Origin of the sequence: Sphingomonas nostoxanthinifaciens, assembly GCF_019930585.1 — a bacterium.
Classification (GTDB): Bacteria; Pseudomonadota; Alphaproteobacteria; order Sphingomonadales; family Sphingomonadaceae; genus Sphingomonas_I; species Sphingomonas_I nostoxanthinifaciens.
The window spans coordinates 3726713-3744805 of the sequence record NZ_CP082839.1 but is presented as its reverse complement, the minus strand read 5'-3'; the positions used below and the strand labels follow the sequence as shown (position 1 = coordinate 3744805).

20 protein-coding genes are annotated in these 18093 nt (G+C 69.4%); 13 read left to right on the top strand and 7 right to left on the bottom strand.

Going from position 1 to position 18093, the window contains the following annotated elements; translation table 11 throughout:
• The first annotated feature begins 29 nt into the window (after positions 1-29).
• Genes K8P63_RS17760 through K8P63_RS17745 form a run of 4 tightly spaced genes read left to right on the top strand, consistent with a single transcriptional unit; the run spans position 30 to position 4242 of the window.
• Positions 30-2249 (top strand): xanthine dehydrogenase family protein molybdopterin-binding subunit, encoded by a 2220-nt coding sequence (locus K8P63_RS17760; RefSeq protein ID WP_223797315.1) that lies wholly within the window; start codon positions 30-32, stop codon positions 2247-2249.
• Positions 2246-3250 carry a ferrochelatase gene (gene hemH / locus K8P63_RS17755; protein WP_223797314.1) on the top strand — a complete coding sequence of 335 codons (1005 nt, stop codon included), beginning with the start codon at positions 2246-2248 and terminating at the stop codon, positions 3248-3250. The genes K8P63_RS17760 and hemH overlap by 4 nt, the downstream gene beginning before the upstream one ends.
• Positions 3251-3283: 33 nt before the next feature.
• A complete protein-coding gene (phbB, locus tag K8P63_RS17750) occupies positions 3284-4006 on the top strand; it encodes an acetoacetyl-CoA reductase (protein WP_223799875.1) in 723 nt (240 codons plus the stop codon).
• Complete coding sequence (locus tag K8P63_RS17745) at positions 4006-4242, top strand: ribbon-helix-helix domain-containing protein (RefSeq protein ID WP_223797313.1); 237 nt, start codon at positions 4006-4008, stop codon at positions 4240-4242. Before phbB ends, K8P63_RS17745 begins: the two co-directional genes overlap by 1 nt.
• Here K8P63_RS17745 and K8P63_RS17740 read toward each other — a convergent pair.
• Complete coding sequence (locus K8P63_RS17740) at positions 4239-5201, bottom strand: ArsR/SmtB family transcription factor (RefSeq protein ID WP_223797312.1); 963 nt, start codon at positions 5199-5201, stop codon at positions 4239-4241. The genes K8P63_RS17745 and K8P63_RS17740 overlap by 4 nt on opposite strands.
• Positions 5202-5295: 94 nt before the next feature.
• Here K8P63_RS17740 and K8P63_RS17735 point away from each other — a divergent pair, with 94 nt between their 5' ends.
• Genes K8P63_RS17735 through K8P63_RS17725 form a run of 3 tightly spaced genes read left to right on the top strand, consistent with a single transcriptional unit; the run spans position 5296 to position 7037 of the window.
• The gene (locus tag K8P63_RS17735) at positions 5296-6255 is read left to right on the top strand and encodes an MlaA family lipoprotein (protein ID WP_263282659.1); all 960 of its coding nucleotides are present in this window, start codon (positions 5296-5298) and stop codon (positions 6253-6255) included.
• Complete coding sequence (locus K8P63_RS17730; RefSeq protein WP_223797311.1) at positions 6252-6527, top strand: hypothetical protein; 276 nt, start codon at positions 6252-6254, stop codon at positions 6525-6527. Before K8P63_RS17735 ends, K8P63_RS17730 begins: the two co-directional genes overlap by 4 nt.
• 54 nt (positions 6528-6581) lie before the next feature.
• Positions 6582-7037, top strand: coding sequence for a GreA/GreB family elongation factor (locus tag K8P63_RS17725; protein WP_223797310.1), 456 nt, complete (start codon positions 6582-6584; stop codon positions 7035-7037).
• 13 nt (positions 7038-7050) lie between these two features.
• On the opposite strand, the gene K8P63_RS17720 is transcribed toward K8P63_RS17725, so the two are convergent.
• The 6 genes from K8P63_RS17720 to K8P63_RS17695 all read right to left on the bottom strand — a co-directional run bounded on the left by K8P63_RS17720 (position 7051) and on the right by K8P63_RS17695 (position 11858).
• Entirely contained in the window at positions 7051-7659 is a 609-nt protein-coding gene (locus K8P63_RS17720; protein WP_223797309.1) for a hypothetical protein, read from the bottom strand.
• 72 nt (positions 7660-7731) lie between these two features.
• Positions 7732-8580, bottom strand: coding sequence for an oxidoreductase (locus tag K8P63_RS17715; protein WP_223797308.1), 849 nt, complete (start codon positions 8578-8580; stop codon positions 7732-7734).
• A 142-nt stretch (positions 8581-8722) separates the two neighbouring features.
• On the bottom strand, positions 8723-10369 hold the full coding sequence (groL, locus tag K8P63_RS17710) for a chaperonin GroEL (RefSeq protein WP_223797307.1): 1647 nt from the start codon (positions 10367-10369) through the stop codon (positions 8723-8725).
• A gap of 62 nt (positions 10370-10431) precedes the next feature.
• Positions 10432-10719: a co-chaperone GroES gene (groES, locus tag K8P63_RS17705; RefSeq protein ID WP_223797306.1), complete on the bottom strand. Its 288-nt coding sequence runs from the start codon at positions 10717-10719 to the stop codon at positions 10432-10434.
• 195 nt (positions 10720-10914) lie between these two features.
• Positions 10915-11580 (bottom strand): SdpI family protein, encoded by a 666-nt coding sequence (locus tag K8P63_RS17700; RefSeq protein ID WP_223797305.1) that lies wholly within the window; start codon positions 11578-11580, stop codon positions 10915-10917.
• The gene (locus K8P63_RS17695; protein WP_223797304.1) at positions 11580-11858 is read right to left on the bottom strand and encodes a metalloregulator ArsR/SmtB family transcription factor; all 279 of its coding nucleotides are present in this window, start codon (positions 11856-11858) and stop codon (positions 11580-11582) included. The genes K8P63_RS17700 and K8P63_RS17695 overlap by 1 nt, the downstream gene beginning before the upstream one ends.
• Positions 11859-11952: 94 nt before the next feature.
• Between K8P63_RS17695 and sppA the strand changes: the two genes are divergently transcribed.
• From sppA to prmC, 6 genes are all read left to right on the top strand, one after another.
• Positions 11953-13839 carry a signal peptide peptidase SppA gene (gene sppA, locus K8P63_RS17690; RefSeq protein WP_223797303.1) on the top strand — a complete coding sequence of 629 codons (1887 nt, stop codon included), beginning with the start codon at positions 11953-11955 and terminating at the stop codon, positions 13837-13839.
• Positions 13840-14024: 185 nt separating this feature from the next.
• Positions 14025-15275, top strand: a complete 1251-nt coding sequence (gene hisS, locus K8P63_RS17685; protein WP_223797302.1) for a histidine--tRNA ligase — start codon at positions 14025-14027, stop codon at positions 15273-15275.
• Positions 15272-16351 (top strand): peptide chain release factor 1, encoded by a 1080-nt coding sequence (gene prfA, locus K8P63_RS17680; RefSeq protein WP_223797301.1) that lies wholly within the window; start codon positions 15272-15274, stop codon positions 16349-16351. Before hisS ends, prfA begins: the two co-directional genes overlap by 4 nt.
• 2 nt (positions 16352-16353) lie before the next feature.
• Positions 16354-16731: a hypothetical protein gene (locus K8P63_RS17675; protein WP_223797300.1), complete on the top strand. Its 378-nt coding sequence runs from the start codon at positions 16354-16356 to the stop codon at positions 16729-16731.
• The gene (locus tag K8P63_RS17670) at positions 16728-17114 is read left to right on the top strand and encodes a hypothetical protein (RefSeq protein WP_223797299.1); all 387 of its coding nucleotides are present in this window, start codon (positions 16728-16730) and stop codon (positions 17112-17114) included. Before K8P63_RS17675 ends, K8P63_RS17670 begins: the two co-directional genes overlap by 4 nt.
• Positions 17069-17920 (top strand): peptide chain release factor N(5)-glutamine methyltransferase, encoded by an 852-nt coding sequence (gene prmC / locus K8P63_RS17665; protein ID WP_223797298.1) that lies wholly within the window; start codon positions 17069-17071, stop codon positions 17918-17920. Before K8P63_RS17670 ends, prmC begins: the two co-directional genes overlap by 46 nt.
• The last annotated feature ends 173 nt before the right edge of the window (positions 17921-18093 follow it).

The window sequence follows — 18093 nt, the reverse complement described above, 5'->3', positions numbered from 1 at the left end:
GCGCCCCGGCGGCGCCTTATCAGCCCGCCATGGCGCCGGCGGATGCGAACAGAACGACGCTGTCCCGGCGGACATTGCTGATCGGCGGCGGCGCGGGCGTGGGTCTCGTCCTCGCATGGGAGCTGTGGCCGCGCGACTATCGGCCAAACCTCGCCGTCGACCCGGGCGAGACGGTGATGGGTGCCTTTCTCAAGATTGCCGAGACGGGGCGGGTGACGGTCGTCGTGCCGCAGGCGGAGATGGGGCAGGGTGTGTGGACCGCGCTGCCGCAGGCGCTGGCCGACGAGCTTGGGGCCGACTGGCGCCAGATCGCGGTCGAGCCCGCGCCGCTGGGGCCGCTCTACGCCAACCGGCTGATCGCGGGCGAGATGGCAGAGGATGCGCTGCCGCATATGCTGGCCGGGGTCGGCCGCTGGGCGGCGCAGAACTGGGCGACGCGCAACGCACTGATGATAACGGCGGGCTCGACCTCGATCCGCGCTTTCGAGCAGCCGTTCCGCGAGGCGGGCGCAATGGCGCGCGCCTTGCTGTGCATGACGGCGGGCAAGCGGATCGGCGCGGATTGGCGCGCCTGCGATACCGAAGCCGGGTTCGTCGTACGGGGGCAGGATCGCTTCCGCTTCGGCGCACTTGCGGCCGAGGCGGCGGGGTTCGCCCCGCCCGCGACGCCACCGCTGCGTCGGCCGGGTGAAGGCGGCATTTCGGGCAAGGCGATGCCGCGGCTCGATCTGCCTGCGAAGGTCGACGGCAGCACGCGCTTTGCCGGCGACGTGCGCCTGCCCGGCATGCTCCACGCATCGGTGCGGCACGGCCCGCTCGGCGATACCGGCCCGGCCGCGCTCGATCTGGCGGCGGCCGATCGCGTGCCCGGCGTCGTCGGCATCGTCCGCAGCGACGGCTTCGTCGCGGCGCTGGCGGAGAATTGGTGGGCGGCCGACCGTGCGCTCGATGCGCTCCACCCGCGCTTCGCGACGCGTGGGGCTCTGCCCAATAGCGTGTCGGTGGCGCATGCGCTCGATGCGGCACTGGCAACCGGGGGCACGACGTTCGCCAAGCAGGGCGATGCGGCGACGGCACTCGCCGGCGCCGGCGTGATCGAGGCGGATTACGCCGTGCCGTTCTCCGCGCATGCAACGATCGAGCCGCTGGTGGCGACCGCGCGCCTGACCGGCGATCGGCTGGAATTATGGGTGCCGACCCAGGCACAGGGCCTCACCCGCGCCGCCGTCGCGCGCGCGACCGGGATCGGCGAGCATCGCATCATCGTCTACCCCATGCAGGTCGGCGGTGGCTTCGGCCGCAAGATCGAGAATGACGCCGCGATCGAGGCGGCGATCCTCGCGGTGCGGTCGGGCAAGCCGGTTCAGCTGATGTGGAGCCGGCGCGAGGAAATGCTGCATGGGCGCCACGGTCCGCCGGCACGCGCCAGGATGCGCGCGCGGCTCGGCGGGCAAGGCCGGATCGCGGCGTGGCAGGCGGTGATCGCCGCGCCCGCTACCGCCGCTGAGCTCGGGAGGCGGCTGATCCCGGCGCTGCCGCACGGTGGCGGGCCCGAGCGTGCGGCGATCGACGGCGCGGTGCCGCCTTATGCCATACCGGTGCTGGCGATCGCGCATGCGCTGGCCGACGTCGGTATCCCGACCGGGCTGTGGCGGTCTGCGGCGCATGCCTCCACCGCCTTCTTCGTCGAATGCTTTGCCGACGAGCTTGCCGCCGCGGCGGGCATGGATGCGCTGTCGTTCCGGATGGGGCTGCTCGGCGCGCAGCCGCGCCTCGCGCGCTGCCTCGCGCAGGCGACCGCTTCGGGCGGCTGGACCGGCGAGGCGCGATCGGGGCAGGGGGTGGCGGTTCATTCCGCCTTCGGCAGCCACATCGCGCTTTATTGCGAGGCGCGGATCGAGGGCGGCGCGATCAAGGTGACGCAGCTGACCGCGGTGGTCGACTGCGGCCGGGTCATCAATCCCGACATCGTCCGCCAGCAGATCGAGAGCGGGCTCGTCTGGGGCATGGCCGCTGCGCTGGGCGACGGCGTCACCTATGCGCAGGGCCTCGCCGAGCAGACCGGATTTGCCGACCTCCGTTTGCCGTTGCTCAAGGATATGCCCGAGATCGCGGTCGAACTGATCGCATCGGCCGAGGCGCCGGGCGGGGTGGCCGAACTGGCGGTTCCGGTGACGCCGCCCGCCATCGCCAATGCGATCTTCTCCGCAACCGGCAAGCGGCTGCGCGCGTTGCCGCTCGCCATATGAAACCCGCCGATCACCCCACAATCCCGCGCCCCCGCATCGGCGTGCTGCTGACCAATCTCGGCACGCCCGACGCGCCCGATGCGCCGGCGGTGCGTCGCTATCTCGGCGAATTCCTGTCGGATCGCCGCGTGGTGGAGCTGCCGCCGATCCTGTGGCAACCGATCCTGCGCGGGATCGTGCTGACCACCCGGCCCAAGAAGTCGGCCCACGCCTATCGCCAGGTATGGGGCAAGGATGGATCGCCGCTCGCCGCGATCACGCGTGCGCAGGCGGCGGCGCTGGCCGCCCGCTTCGGCGATGCCGTGCTGGTCGATCATGCCATGCGCTACGGTCGGCCCTCGATCGCCGAGCGGTTGGCGGCGATGAAAGATGCCGGCTGCGAGCGGATCCTGCTCGCGCCGCTCTATCCGCAATATTGCGGGGCGACGACCGCCACGGCGAACGATCGCGCCTTCGCCACCCTCGCCGACATGCGCTGGCAGCCGGCGATCCGTACCCTCCCGCCTTATTATGATGATGCCGGCTACATCGCCGCGCTGAAGGACAGCGTCGAGGCGTCGCTCGCCGCGCTGCCGTTTCAGCCGCAGGTGATCGTCGCGAGCTTTCACGGCATGCCGCAGCGCACGCTTGAACAGGGCGACCCCTATCATTGCCACTGCCAGAAGACCGCGCGGCTGCTGAGCGAGGCGCTCGGGCGCGAATTGATCGTCGCCTTCCAGTCGCGCTTCGGCCGCGCCAAATGGCTGGAGCCCGCGACCGACGTGACGCTCGCGGCGCTGCCGCGCGCCGGGATCGAGCGCGTGGCCGTCGTCTCGCCCGGTTTCTCGGCCGACTGCCTCGAGACGCTCGAGGAAATCTCGATCCGCGGCCGCGAGACGTTCCTCGCCGCCGGCGGCAGCGACTTCGCTTATCTGCCGTGCCTCAACGACAGCCCCGGCGGTATCGCCATGTTGCACGATTTGCTGCGGCGGGAGCTTGCGGGCTGGCTCCCGCCTTCATAAAGCTCGAACAAATCCAAGCTGGAGAGGATGGATATGGCACGCGTGGTGATCGTGACGGGCGGAACGCGCGGCATCGGCGAAGCGATCAGCCTCGCGCTGAAGGAAGACGGCTTCACCGTCGCCGCCAATTATGCCGGCAATGACGAGCGGGCCAAGGCGTTTGCCGAGCGCACCGGCATCGCCGTGTTCAAGTGGGACGTGTCGAGCCCCGAGGCCTGCGCCGCCGGCGTGTCCGCGGTCGAGCAGGGGCTCGGCCCGGTAGACGCGGTCGTCAACAATGCCGGCATCACCCGCGACGGCACGCTCCTGAAGATGAGCTACGACGATTGGAAGGAAGTGATCGACACCAATCTCGGCGGCTGCTTCAACATGGCCAAGGCGACCTTCGCCGGCATGAAGGACCGCAAGTGGGGCCGGTTCGTCAATATCGGCTCGATCAACGGCCAGGCCGGCCAATATGGGCAGGTCAATTATGCCGCCGCCAAATCGGGCATCCACGGCTTCACCAAGGCGCTGGCACAGGAAGGCGCGCGCTTCGGCATCACCGTCAACGCGATCGCGCCGGGCTATATCGACACCGATATGGTCGCGGCGGTGCCGGCCGACGTGCTGAGCAAGATCGTCGCCAAGATCCCGGTCGGCCGCCTCGGCCAGGCGCACGAGATTGCGCGCGGCGTCGCCTTCCTCTGCTCGGACAATGCGGCGTTCATCACCGGCTCGACGCTGTCGATCAACGGCGGCCAGCACATGTATTGATGGAGGCGCGCGTGGCCGGTCCGATCAAGCGATCGGTGATGATTGCCGGCCACGCGACCTCGGTCAGCCTCGAGCCGGTCTTCTGGGAAGCGCTGAAGCGCGCGGCCGAGGACGAGGCTTTGCCCATCTCCGCCCTGATCGCGCGCATCGATGCCGGGCGTGTCGCCGCCGTCGATCCGCCCAATCTCGCCAGCGCGATCCGCGTCTGGCTGATGGAGCGCGCCCTGAAGGTCTAGCCCACCGCCTTCAGCAGCGACTTCGCCACCGCGCTGCGGCGGCCGAGCCATAATTTGACCGTCAGCTCACCGCCTTCGAGCTCCACCACCTCGGGCGGCGCGAGGCCGGATGCGGCGAACCAGCCCGCCATCTGCTCGTCGGCGAAGCCGAGGCGCGCATGGCCTTCGCGCTCGCGCAATTCCTCGCGGTCGTGCGCAGCGAAGTCGGCGATCAGCAGCCGCCCGTCGGCGCGCAGCAAACGTGCCGCCTCGGCGATCGCGGCTGCGGGCGCCTGCGCGTAATGGAGCACCTGATGCAGCACGACGGTGTCGGCGCTGCCGTCCGCCAGCGGCAGCGCATACATGTCGCCCTGGCGCAGGTCGACCTGCGCGATCTCCGCCCGGCCGATGCGCGCGCGGGCGAAGCGCAGCATTTCGGGGCTGCGGTCGATGCCGATCGCGCCGGTCGCGTGCGGGGCGAGCAGTTCGATCATGCGGCCGGTGCCGGTGCCGATATCGACCAGCCGTCCGACCGGCTCGGCGCGCAGCACGCGGCCGATCGCATCCTCCACCGCATCCTCGGCGACGTGGAGCGAGCGGATGGCGTCCCATTCGGCGGCATGCGCGTCGAAATAGGCTTCCGCCGCTGCGGCGCGGTCGGCGCGCACCGCCTCCAGTCGCGCGGCGTCGGCCACCTCCCAACGCTCCGACGCGGCGTCGGGCCAGGCGTCGATCGTCGCGAGCAGCGGCCCGTCGGTCGCGGCCGGGCCGAGGCCGAGGAACACCCAGCTGCCCTCGCGCCGCCGCTCGCACAGCCCGGCATCGGCGAGGATGCGCACGTGGCGCGAGACGCGCGGCTGGCTCTGCCCCAGCGCCTGCGCCAGTTCGCCGACCGACAATTCCATGCGCCGCAGCAGCGCGACGATGCGCAGGCGGGTCGGATCGGCAAGGGCACGGAACAAAATGAGCGGAGCAGGCATTGCCGCGACGATGAAGCTGTTCGCGCGTGCGTCAAGTCGCGTGTCGGCACAAAGTGGATTGTCGGGGGCAAGGGGCTATGGCAGGCGCGACTTCATGATGGTGTATTCTCGCGCGCTGCGCGCTGCTGTTTCTCTCGCCGCGCTCACGCTGGTCAGCGCCTGCGCCACCACTCCCGGCCAAGACCGCCTTGCCGAGCGTGATCCGCTGGAGAAGCTCAATCGCAAGATCTGGGGCGTCGACATGTTCGCCGACCGGATCCTGATCAAGCCCGTGGCCAAGGGCTATCGGTCGGTCACGCCGCAGCCGGCGCGGCAGGGCCTCACCAACTTCTTCTCGAACGTGACCGAGCCGTGGTCGTTCGTGAACAATCTGCTGCAGGGCAAGCCGGCGCGTGCCGGGCGCAACCTCAAGCGCTTCGTCGTCAACACGACGATTGGCGTCGGCGGCCTGTTCGATCATGCCAGCAAGATCGGCATCACGCCGGCGCAGGAGGATCTGGGCCAGACGATGGCGGTTTGGGGCTTCAACGGCGGCCCCTATCTTGTCCTGCCGCTGCTCGGCCCCTCGACGATGCGCGACGGCATCGGCGCGGCGGCCGCTGCCTATGGCGATCCGGTCAACGTCGCCATCAACCAGTGGGACATCAACGTCTGGTACAAGCGCGGCTATCGCGCGGTGCAGATCGTCAGCGCGCGGTCCGACCTGATCGAGAGCGGCGGCGACGCCTTCCTGCAGTCGAGCCTCGACCCCTATGCGGCGGCGCGGTCGGCCTTCCTGCAGCGCCGGCGCGCGCAGATCATGGACCAGGAGGATGCCGGCGGCGCACCCGACGAGACGCCGACCACGGGCGAACCGGTCGCGACCCCCATCGGCGGTGCCGACGCCGTGCCGCCGCCCGGCGGCGAGAGCGCGGCACCGATGCCGGGCGACGCGCCGGCGGCGGCCCCGTCCAAGCCTGCCGACCAGGCCCTGCCGGAAAGCGCCGCGCCGATGCCCGGCGATGCGCCCGCGCCGGCCACGCCGCCCAAGCCGGGCGACAAGCCGCGGCCGTGAGGATTCTGATAGGCACTGCGATGCTGCTGGCGCTCGGCGCATGCCACCGGCAGACCGCCGACGTGACGCTCGACGCCGATGCCGACGCGCGCAACGTGACGGCACAGCGGACGCTCGGGGATATTGCCGCCGCCGATGCGGCGGCGCGCGCGCCGATGCCTGCCGTGCCGCACAAGGCCGCGCGGGCTGCCGCGGCGACCGAGCCTGCCGTCGATGCGGGAGACGACGCGCCGGCGGCGGACGATATCAACGGCGCCGACACCGCGCGCTGAACTGACGAGATACCGCCGAGATCAAGGCGGTGCGAACAACACAGGAGAGACGATGTGAGCGTGGCCTTCCGCCGCGAGAGCGACGAAGAGCATCTGGAGCCGCGGTTCGAGCTGCCGATCCCGCCCGGACCCAATCTGGTGACACCGCGCGGTCTGGCGCAGATCGAGGCGCGCGTCGCCGAACTGGAGCAGGCGGTTGCCGCCGCCGCCGCCGCCGAGCCGGAAGAGCGCAAGCGCGCGCTGCGTTACTGGCGCCAGCGGCTTGCCACCGCGCAACTCGCCCCGCCCCCGCCGGCGGACGAGGCCGGCTTCGGCAGCCGCGTGACCTTCCTGCTCAATCGCGAGCGCCGTTCGATCACGATCGTCGGCGATGACGAGGCTGAGCCGACGGCCGGGCTGATCGCCTTTTCAGCGCCGCTCGCGCGTGCGCTGATCGGCGCGGGCGAGGGCGATCGGGTGGCGTTCGGCGGCCGCGCCGACGCGATCGAACTGCTGTCGATCGACGGCTAGCGCGCGCGCCGCGTCAGATCGTCTGGCGCGGCTTCGCCGGGGTTGCGGGCACGTCGTATTTGGCCTTGGTCAGCACCGGCGCGGCCGGGGCGGCGGGGGCTTCCTGCACCGCCGGGATCGCCTTGGTCGTGTTAACCGCACTGCAGTCGCCCGAACTCTGGCGCGCGACCTTTGGCGCCTCGCCCGGCGCGAACGATGTCACCTGCACGCTCTGCTGGCAGGTGCCGTTGCTGCTGGAATAAGAAGTGAAGCTGTAGCTGACCGTGCCGGCGGGCTGCTGCGCCAGCGCGGCATGATCGAGCTGCGCGCCGGCCACCGGGGCGGCGGCCTGCACCGCCAGCGCCTGACGCAGCATCGCATCGCTGCGCGCGTCCATCTCGGCGGCGATGCGGTCGAACATGGCGAAAGGATCGCCCTCGTCGAACGCGGCGACCGGGGTTGGCGCCGCGACCGGCGTCACCATCACGCGCGGCGCGACGTTGCCGACATAGTGGATGCGCTCGACCGAGCCGTCGGGCAGCACTACGTTGAGCACGTGCGCATCGCGCTCGGCGGCGAGCGCCACGCCTGCAATTGCGGCCACGCCTGCACCGGCGACGAGGAGTTTGGAGAGAAGACGCATGATGCCTCCACGCTTCGATAGGACGCGCTTAAGCTGATCCCGCGCGGCTGAACGCGCGATGACCGCGGGCCTTCAGGCGTCGGGAAAGTCGGCGGCGAGGCTCGCGTCGCGCTCGCCCTCGATCTCCGCCAGCCGCGCCTTCAGCCGCTCGACCACTGCATCATAGCCCCATTTGCCCAGCACCAGATGGCGCGGCGGATCGGCGCGCTGGGTGAGCGCGATCATCGCCTCGCCCGCGCGAACCGGATCGCCCGCCTGCGTACCGCTGGCCGCGCGCGTGCCGGCGAGGCGCCTGGCGGCGGTTTCGGCATAATCGGCAATGGTCGACGGCGTCTGCCTGAGCGAGCGTCCGGCCCAGTCGGTGCGGAACGGCCCCGGCTCGACGCAGGTGACGTTGATGCCGAGCGGGCCGACCTCGGCCTTCAGCGCGTCGGACCAACCCTCCACCGCATGTTTCGAGGCGGCATAATAGCCGGAGCTGGGAAAGCCGACGAGGCCGGCGACCGACGTGATATTGATGATGTTGCCCGCACGCTGCGCGCGCATGATCGGCAGCATCGCGCGGGTAAGCGCAAACAGGCCGAAGACGTTGGCGTCGAACTGCGCGCGGATCTCGACTTCCTCGCCTTCCTCGACGCTGCTCTGGTAGCCGTAGCCGGCATTGTTCACGAGCACGTCGATGCGGCCGAACCTGGCGTGGGCCGCCTCGACCGCCGCGTCGATCTGCGCCTGATCGGTCACGTCGAGCGCCAGCGCGAGCGCGCGATCCTCTGCTCCCTCTGTCAGGTCTTCGACGCGCGCCGCGTCGCGCGCGGTGACGATCGCGCGCCAGCCGCGATCGAGCACCAGCCGGGCGAGGTCGCGGCCGAAGCCGGTGGAGCAGCCGGTGATGAACCAGACGGGGCTGTCGGTCGATGCCATGGGGATCGTGCCTTCCGAAGACAGAAAATGCTGGAGTGGTGACCTCCAACCCCCGGATCGACAGATCGTTCCCGAAACGAAAAGGGCCGGAGGATCGCTCCCCCGGCCCTTCTTCAGATCGTGATGTTCGGCCTGGGCTGGATCAGAAATCCATGCCGCCCATGCCGCCCATGCCACCGCCGGGCATGCCCGCGGGAGCCTTGTCGTCGGCCGGAAGCTCGCTCACCGCCGCTTCGGTGGTGATGAGCAGGCCGGCGACCGAGGCCGCGTTCTGCAGCGCGGTGCGGACGACCTTGGTCGGGTCGATCACGCCGGCGGCGACGAGGTTCTCGTAGGTCTCGGTCTGCGCGTTGAAGCCGAACTGCGGATCGTTGCTCTCGAGCAGCTTGCCCGAAACCACCGCGCCGTCATGGCCGGCATTCTGTGCGATCTGGCGAACCAGCGCGGTCAGCGACTTGCGGACGATGTCGACGCCGCGCGTCTGGTCGTCGTTCGCGCCGGTCAGGCCGTCGAGCGCCTTCGTGGCGTACAGCAAAGCCGTACCACCGCCGGGGACGATGCCTTCCTCGACCGCGGCGCGGGTCGCGTGCAGCGCGTCGTCGACGCGATCCTTGCGCTCCTTCACCTCGACCTCGGACGAACCGCCGACCTTGATGACCGCGACGCCACCGGCCAGCTTGGCCAGCCGCTCCTGCAGCTTCTCGCGATCATAGTCGCTCGTGGTGCTCTCGATCTGCTTGCGGATCGCCTCGACGCGGCCCTTGATCGACGCTTCCTCACCCGCACCGTCGACGATGGTGGTGTTGTCCTTGTCGATCGAGACGCGCTTGGCGGTGCCGAGCATGTTGAGCGTGACGCTCTCGAGCTTGATGCCGAGATCCTCGGAGATCACCTCGCCCTTGGTCAGGATCGCGATGTCCTCGAGCATCGCCTTGCGGCGATCGCCGAAGCCCGGTGCCTTGACGGCCGCGACCTTCAGGCCGCCGCGCAGCTTGTTGACGACGAGCGTGGCGAGCGCCTCGCCCTCGATGTCCTCGGCGATGATGAGGAGCGGACGGCCGCTCTGCACCACGGCTTCCAGGATCGGGAGCATCGCCTGCAGGTTCGACAGCTTCTTCTCGTGGATCAGGATGAAAGGATCCTGAAGCTCGACCGTCATCTTGTCGGGGTTGGTGATGAAGTAAGGCGACAGGTAGCCGCGGTCGAACTGCATGCCCTCGACGACGTCGAGTTCAAACTCGAGGCCCTTGGCCTCCTCGACGGTGATGACGCCTTCCTTGCCGACCTTCTCCATCGCCTCGGCGATCTTCTCGCCGACGACGGTGTCACCGTTGGCCGAGATGATGCCGACCTGCGCGACTTCCTGGCTGCCCGAGACGGGCTTGGAACGGCTCTTCACGTCCTCGACGACCTTGACGACGGCGAGATCAATGCCGCGCTTCAGATCCATCGGGTTCATGCCGGCCGCGACCGACTTCATGCCCTCGCGCACGATCGCCTGAGCGAGAACGGTCGCGGTGGTGGTGCCGTCACCGGCATTGTCGTTGGTCTTCGAGGCCACTTCGCGCAGCATCTGCGCACCCATGTTCTCGAACTTGTCCTTGAGTTCGATCTCCTTGGCGACGGTGACGCCGTCCTTGGTGATGCGCGGTGCGCCGAAGCTCTTGTCGATCACGACGTTGCGGCCCTTCGGCCCCAGCGTGACCTTCACCGCGTCGGCGAGGATATCCACGCCGCGCAGGATGCGCTCGCGTGCGTCACGCGAGAATTTGACGTCCTTGGCTGCCATGTCGGCTACCTTTCTGGATTACGAAGTTGAGGAAGTTGAGGCTTGCGACAGGTTCGTGCGGCTCAGCCGACGATCCCGAGGATGTCGCTTTCCTTCATGATCAGCAGATCCTGGCCGTCGAGCTTGACCTCCGTGCCGGACCACTTGCCGAACAGGATGCGGTCGCCGGCCTTGACGTCCAGCGGGGTGATCTTGCCGTCTTCGGCCTTGGCGCCACCACCGACGGCGATGACCTCGCCCTCCTGCGGCTTTTCCTTGGCGGAATCGGGGATGATGATGCCGCCGGCCGTCTTTTCGTCAGCCTCGATGCGCTTCACCAGCACGCGATCGTGCAGTGGACGGAAACCCATGATTGTCCCTTTCCTGCAATGAAGGCGGGATAGAGGCCGCGATCAGCCCCTCCCGCCTGCATCATCCATAAACTGTTGGCACTCGCATATGTCGAGTGCCAATGGGCATATGTGAATGCCGGTTCAGCCTGTCAAGGCGAGCCCAGGATCGGACGGTCGATCGTCGCGCCCGCTTCGTCGGAGGCGCCTCAAGGTTCAGGCGCTGCGCCCGGTCTCGCGGCGCCATAGCACGTAGGACCAGAGTGCCGGCACGATCGCCGCGACCGCGATGCCGACGATCATCAGCGCGTGAAGCTGGACCAGCGGCCGGCCAATCAGCGCGGCGACGACCCAGATCGCCCCGGCCGCCATCATCAGCCGGCCGCCCAGTCGATGGGTGGCGATCCACACGTCGGTGCTGGCCAGCGTCCACGGCGTGCGGATGCCGACGAAGCGGCTCGGCCGCGATTTCGGCATCAGGTTGCCGAGCACGATCAGGAACAGGCCGATCGCCGCCAGATGCAGTCGCGGCGCGCCGAAGTGCCAGCCCAGCGCCGTGCCGATCGGCAGCGTCTGCGTCACCGCCATCAGCGCCAGCAGGCCGATCCAGGCGGCACGATAGAGGCTGGCGCTGCGGTTCAATCCGTCGCGCAACGGATCGATCGCCGGCAGCGTCGCCAGCAGCACCGACACGGCCGCGGTCATCGCCGGCGCGACGCACAGGGCCGTCCACTTGCCGGCGAAGCCGTCGGCCTTGCCGTCCACGTTCCAGTGGATCGGCAGGACCATGGTCTCGGGCAATCGGATGCCGACGAGGTAGGCGGCGAGCAGCATCGCCAGCACGACGCCGGCGGACAGGAGGATCATCGGCTTCACCCGCATCATTCGGCTCCCTTGCGTGGTCGGGCATCCAGCCGGCGCATGAACCCCAGCACGACGTCCTCCAGCACCGAGAGGTTGAGGCTGTAGATGACGCTGCTGCCGCGCTGCTCGCCCTGGATGAGGCCCGCCGCCTTCAGCTTGGCGAAGTGGCCCGACATGGTCGGTTTCGAGACGGGGAATGCATCGGCCAGCTCGCCCGCCGAACGGCTGCCGCGCTTCAGCATCTCCAATATCTCGCGCCGGATCGGGTGCGAGAGCGCTTCGAAAACCGAGTCCATGCGCTTATTTAGCATATTAGCAAAATAACGAACAAGTGGGCGCTGGCCGCCTCGCGCGAAACCTCCTAGAGGAGCGCGAGGAGGCGGTTCGACGATGAAGCTGTTGCGCGGGTTCTGGAAGCTGCTGGTCGGCATCAAGGATGCGCTGGTGCTGCTGGCGATGGTCCTGTTTTTCGTCGGCCTCTACGCGGCGCTGACCGCGCGGCCCAATCCGAAGCTGGCGGCGAGCGGCGCGCTGCTGATCCGCCTGAACGGCACGTTGGTCGAGCAGCCGCAGGATGCCGACACGCTCGCTGTGCTGTCGGGCAACGGCCCGGCCGCGCGCGAATTCCGGCTGCGCGACGTGGTGCGCGCGTTGAAGCTCGCCGCGACCGATCCGGCGGTCAAGGCGGTGGTGCTCGATCTCGACAGCTTCGTCGGTGGCGGCCAGGCGGCGATCGCGACGGTGGGCGCGGCGGCCGATGGCGTACGCCGCGCGGGCAAGCCGGTGCTGGCCTACGCCACCGGCTATGCCGACGACAGCTATCAGCTTGCTTCGCACGCCAGCGAGATCTGGATGAACCCGCTCGGCGCGGTGCTGATCGCCGGGCCGGGCGCGCCGCACCTCTATTATAAGGGGCTGCTCGACAAGATCGGCGTCACCGCGCACGTCTACAAGGTCGGCAGGTTCAAATCGGCGGTCGAGCCCTTCATCCTCACCGGCCAGTCGCCCGAGGCGCGGCAGGCCAATCAGGCGTTGGTCGATTCGCTGTTCCAGACGTGGCAGGACGAGGTCGCCCATGCGCGGCCCAAGGCGCAATTGCTGGCCTATGTGCGCGATCCCGCCGCGGCGATCGCCGCCGCCAATGGCGATCAGGCGCAGGGCGCGTTCCGCGCCGGGCTGGTCGATACGCTCGGCGACCGCATCGCCTTCGGGCAGCGCGTGGCGAGCCTCGCGGGGGCCGATGCGGTGCGCGGGCCCGGCGCCTATTCGACGCTGTCGCTCGATTCCTATCTCGCGGCGCATCCGGAGGCGGATGGCGGCAAGGTCGGCGTGCTGGTAGTCGCGGGCGACATCGTCGACGGGCTCACCGGCCCCGGCTCGGCCGGCGGCGAGACGATCGCGCGGCTGATGACGGCCGAGATCGCCAAGCGCCGTATCAAGGCGCTGGTCGTGCGGGTCGATTCACCCGGCGGATCGGTGACCGGCTCCGATCGGATCCGCAGCGCGATCCTCGCCGCCAAGGCGCAGGGCATCCCGGTGGTGATCTCGATGGGCTCGGTCGCCGCGTCGGGCGGCTATTGGGTGTCGACCACCGGCGACACGATCTTCGCCGAGCCGGCCACGATCACCGGCTCGATCGGCGTATTCGGCATCATCCCGACCTTTGCCGGCACGCTGCAGAAATTGGGCCTGTCGGCCGACGGCGTCGCGACCACGCCGCTCTCGGGCCAGCCCGACGTCTATCGCGGCACCAGCCCTCTGTTCGACCAGCTCGTCCAGACCGGGATCGAGAGCGTCTATCGCCACTTCGTCGAGCTGGTCGCGGGTGCGCGCCACATGAGCCCGGCGCGCGTCGACGCGATCGGGCAGGGCCATGTCTGGGCGGGCGGCACCGCGCGCCAGCTCGGGCTGGTCGATCGCTTCGGCACGGTGGACGATGCGATCGTGTTCGCGGCGAACAAGGCCGGCCTCAGCGGCGCCGACGCCGCGCCGCGCTGGATCGAGAAGGAGCCGAACAGCTGGAAGTCGCTGCTGCGCGACTGGGCGCAGAAACGCGATCCCGGCAGCGACGTCGAGGGCGCGATCGATCCGTGGACGCGGCTGGCGCAGCAGCCGCAAATGCTGCTGGCGCGCGCGCTGCACGACGCACGCGCGCTGGCGTTCGGCCCGGCGATCCAGGTCCGCTGCCTCGAATGCGGCGCGGCCGAGCCGGTGCGGACGAGCGATCGCGCGGCACTGGCAACGTTGGCGGCACAAGCGGCGGCAGTAGCGCCGTAATACACAAAACCTCCCGTTCGTGGTGAGGAGAGGCTGAGCGCAGTCGAAGCCTCGTCTCGAACCACATGTCCTTCGAGACGCCGCTTCGACTGCGCTCAGCGGCTCCTCAGGCCGAACGGGGGCGCATAGGAAATGACACGCACACTCGCACTCGCACGCAAAAGCCTTTAGACCCCGCCGCAACTATGGCGAAAATCGAGACGCCGCGGCCGATCCGCGGGACGCAGAGCATGTTGGGGGAGGAGGCCGATCGCTTCACGCATGTCGTGGAGGCGTTCGAGCGGGTGCGTCGGCTGTACGGCTTCCGCCGGATCGAGATGCCGGTGTTCGAAGCGACCGCGGTGTTCGCGCGCTCGCTCGGCGAGACGACCGACGTCGTCGCCAAGGAGATGTACACCTTCCCCGATCGCGGCGGCGAGAGCCTGACGCTGCGGCCGGAATTCACCGCCGGCATCGCGCGCGCCTTCCTGACCGAGGGCTGGCAGCAATATGCGCCGCTGAAGGCGGCGACGCACGGGCCGGTGTTCCGCTACGAGCGGCCGCAGAAGGGTCGCTTCCGCCAGTTCCACCAGCTCGACGCCGAGGTGATCGGCGCGGCCGAGCCTGCGGCCGACGTGGAATTGCTCGCCTTCGCCGACCAGTTGCTGCGCGAGCTCGGCGTGTCGGACGGCGTGACGCTCCAGCTCAACACGTTGGGCGACAGCGCGACGCGCGAGGCGTGGCGGCAGGCGTTGGTCGCGCATTTCAAAGGCGCACGCGACGCCTTGTCCGAGGACAGCGTCGAGCGGCTGGGCAAGAACCCGCTGCGCATCCTCGACAGCAAGGATCCGCGCGACCGGCCGATCGCCGACGCCGCCCCGTCGATCGACGCGCATATGTCGGCGGAGGCGGGCGCCTTCTTCGAGGCGGTGACGAAGGGGCTGGACGCGGCCGGCGTGGCGTGGACGCGCAATGCACGGCTGGTGCGCGGGCTCGATTATTATCGCCACACCGCGTTCGAGTTCGTCACCGATCGGCTCGGTGCGCAGGGCACGGTGCTGGGCGGCGGGCGCTATGACGGGCTGATCGAGACGCTCGGTGGCGCGCATACGCCCGCGGTCGGCTGGGCGGCGGGGATCGAGCGGCTGGCGATGCTGATCGAGACGCCGAAACGCGCACAGCCCGTGCTTGCGGTGATCGCCGACACGACCGAGGCGACCGAGGCGGCAGCTCGCGCGACCCGACTCCTTCGCGCGGCCGGTTACGAAGTTCGTAACGGCTATGCAACTAAAGCGAAGCGGCAGGCGGAGCTGGCGCGCAAGGGGGGCGTCGATGCGCTGGTCTACGTCCGGCTCGTGCCGGGCGAGGGCGTCACGCATCATGTCAGCATGCCCGAGGGGGGAGCATTTGCATTGAATGACCTAGACGCGCAGGTGCGGGAAGTACTCGCCGCATGACCACGATCCCGATCGAACGCATCCGCCAGATCGAGGCGCGCCGCGACGAGCTGCAGGCGTCGATGTCGCGCGGCGATCTGCCGCCCGACCAGTTCGTCAAGCTGTCGAAGGACTATGCCGAGCTGGAGCCGGTCGCGCGCGCCGCGGCCGAGGTTCGGCGGCTGCGGCAGGAGATTTCGGCGCTCGACTTCCTGATCGAGGATGGCGGCACCGATGCCGATTTGAAGCGCATGGCGGGCGAGGAACTGGAGGGGCTCAAGACGCAGCTTCCGCCGGCCGAACGCGCGCTGGCGCTGGCATTGCTGCCGAAGGACGCTGCCGACGAACGCTCAGCCATTGTCGAAATCCGCGCCGGCACCGGCGGCGACGAGGCGGCTTTGTTCGCGGGTGACCTGTTCCGCATGTACCAGCGCTACGCCGATACGCAGGGCTGGCGCACCGAGATGATGTCCGCCTCGGCCGCCGAGCTGGGCGGCTTCAAGGAGGTGGTCGCCTCGTTCACCGGCCAGGGCGTGTTCGCCAAGCTGAAGTTCGAGAGCGGCGTCCATCGCGTCCAGCGCGTGCCCGCGACCGAGAGCGGCGGGCGCATCCACACCTCCGCCGCCACCGTCGCCGTGCTGCCCGAGGCGGAGGAGGTCGACGTGCGGATCGACGACAAGGATCTGCGGATCGACGTCTATCGCTCGTCGGGGCCGGGCGGCCAGTCGGTCAACACCACCGACAGTGCGGTGCGCATCACCCACCTGCCGACCGGGCTGGTCGTCATCCAGCAGGATGAGAAGAGCCAGCACAAGAACAAGGACAAGGCGATGAAGGTGCTGCGCTCGCGCCTGTACGAGGCGGAGCGGGCGCGGCTGGCGGACGAGCGCGCCGGGGCGCGCAAATCCATGGTGGGTTCAGGTGATCGGAGCGAACGTATCCGCACCTACAATTTCCCGCAGGGCCGCGTGACCGATCACCGCATCAACCTGACGCTCCATCGCCTGCCCGAGATCATCGAAGGCGAGATGGACGAGTTGCTGGGCGCGCTGATCGCGGAGGACGAGGCGAGCCGGCTGGCGCAACTGACCGACTGAGCGTGCTGCCATTGATCTTCCTGATCGAGGCACCCGCACCCACATCGCTCCCGATGCCGTCGCTCGCCACCATCGTCGCCAAGGCCGTCGCGCCGTGCCGCTCCGACGGGCGCACGATCACCGTGTGCGGCAAGGCCGACGGCGAATCGCCCTATCGCCTGCCGCCCCCGGCGCGCGATCCGGGCTTCCAGATCGAAGGCGCCCGCGACAGCGTCTCGCGCGAGCGGCACCGGCTGATGGACGTCGGTGGCGCCGGCTCGCAGGCGGGCGCGTGCAGCCCGGTCGGCGGAGTCGGCTCGACCGGCTGCCAGGTGCAGCGCTGGCGCGAGAACGATCAGCAGAAGGGGTTCCAGCACGATATCGGGGCCGACCCGCGATGATCTGGGCGCTGTTGATCCAGGCGGCGAATGTCGATGCCGCCGTCGAGCCCCCGGCGAGCCCGATCACGACCCAGCGGCAGCAGGTGGTGGAGGCGATCCGCAACTGTCCCAAGGGTGCGCCGGGCGAGATCGTCGTCTGCTCGAAGGATCGCGGCGTGGCCGAGGGCTTCCGCCTGCCCAAGCTCGATCCGCGCTTCGCCGGCAGCGGGGTCCGGCCGAGCGGTCGCGGTACGCTGGACGGCGCGGCGGTGGGCGCCACCGGCGTGGGCGCCTGCAACGCGGTCGGCGCGAGCGGCGCGACCGGATGCAGCCTGAAGCAGGAGAAAGCCTGGGGCGAATGGAAGAAGCAGCAGAAGGCCGACGGCAAGTGGTTTCCGTGGTGAGCGCGCTCGCCGCGGCGGCGCAGCGGCTGGCGGCGGTGAGCGACACGCCACGGCTCGATGCCGAGCTGCTGATGGCGCACGCGCTCGGCACGACGCGCGAGGCCTTGCTGCTGGGGCCGCGCGATATCGCGCCCCCGGATGCGTTTGCAGGCCTCGTCGCGCGCCGGCTGGCCTATGAGCCGATCGCCTATATCGTTGGTCGCCGCGACTTCTGGACGATCGAGTTGGACGTCGGCCCCGACGTGCTGATTCCGCGGCCTGACAGCGAGACGTTGATCGAGGCGGCGATCGACCATTTCGGCGCACGCAGCCCCGCGCGCATCCTCGATCTCGGCACCGGCTCGGGCGCGCTGCTGCTGGCGGCGCTCGCACACTGGCCCACGGCGACCGGACGTGGCGTCGACGCGAGCGCGGGCGCGCTCGCGGTCGCGCGCGCCAATGCCGTGCGGCTGGGCCTTGCCGATCGGGCGGCGATCGAACCGGGCGACTGGAGCGCGGGTGCCGCAGAGGACTGGGATCTGATCCTGTGCAACCCGCCTTATGTCGCGGCCGGCAATGCGCTGCCGCCCGAGGTCGCGCGGCACGAGCCCGCCTCCGCGCTTTATGCCGGCCCGGACGGCCTCGACGATTATCGCGCGCTGGTGCCGCAACTCCGGCTTGCGGACGGGGGCGTCGCATGTATCGAGATCGGCTTTACTCAGGCGGCGGCGGTGTCAGAACTTTGTAAGGCATCGGGGCTACAATCGACGGTAAGGCAGGATTTGGCGGGAAATGACCGCTGCATCGTTGCCACCCCGCAGCAATAAATCTCCCCTTGGAATTCACGGTGGGACTGACTAGATAGGGAACAGGATCGGAGCGAGGTCGCTGGTGCGACATGCTCTGCCCAACTCCCAGCGCTTGGTCGCCGGCAGTGGCGCCTCGGCAAAGCGGAAAGAGCGATTGCATGCGTGACAGATCACGCGTCCGCCCCTCCGCC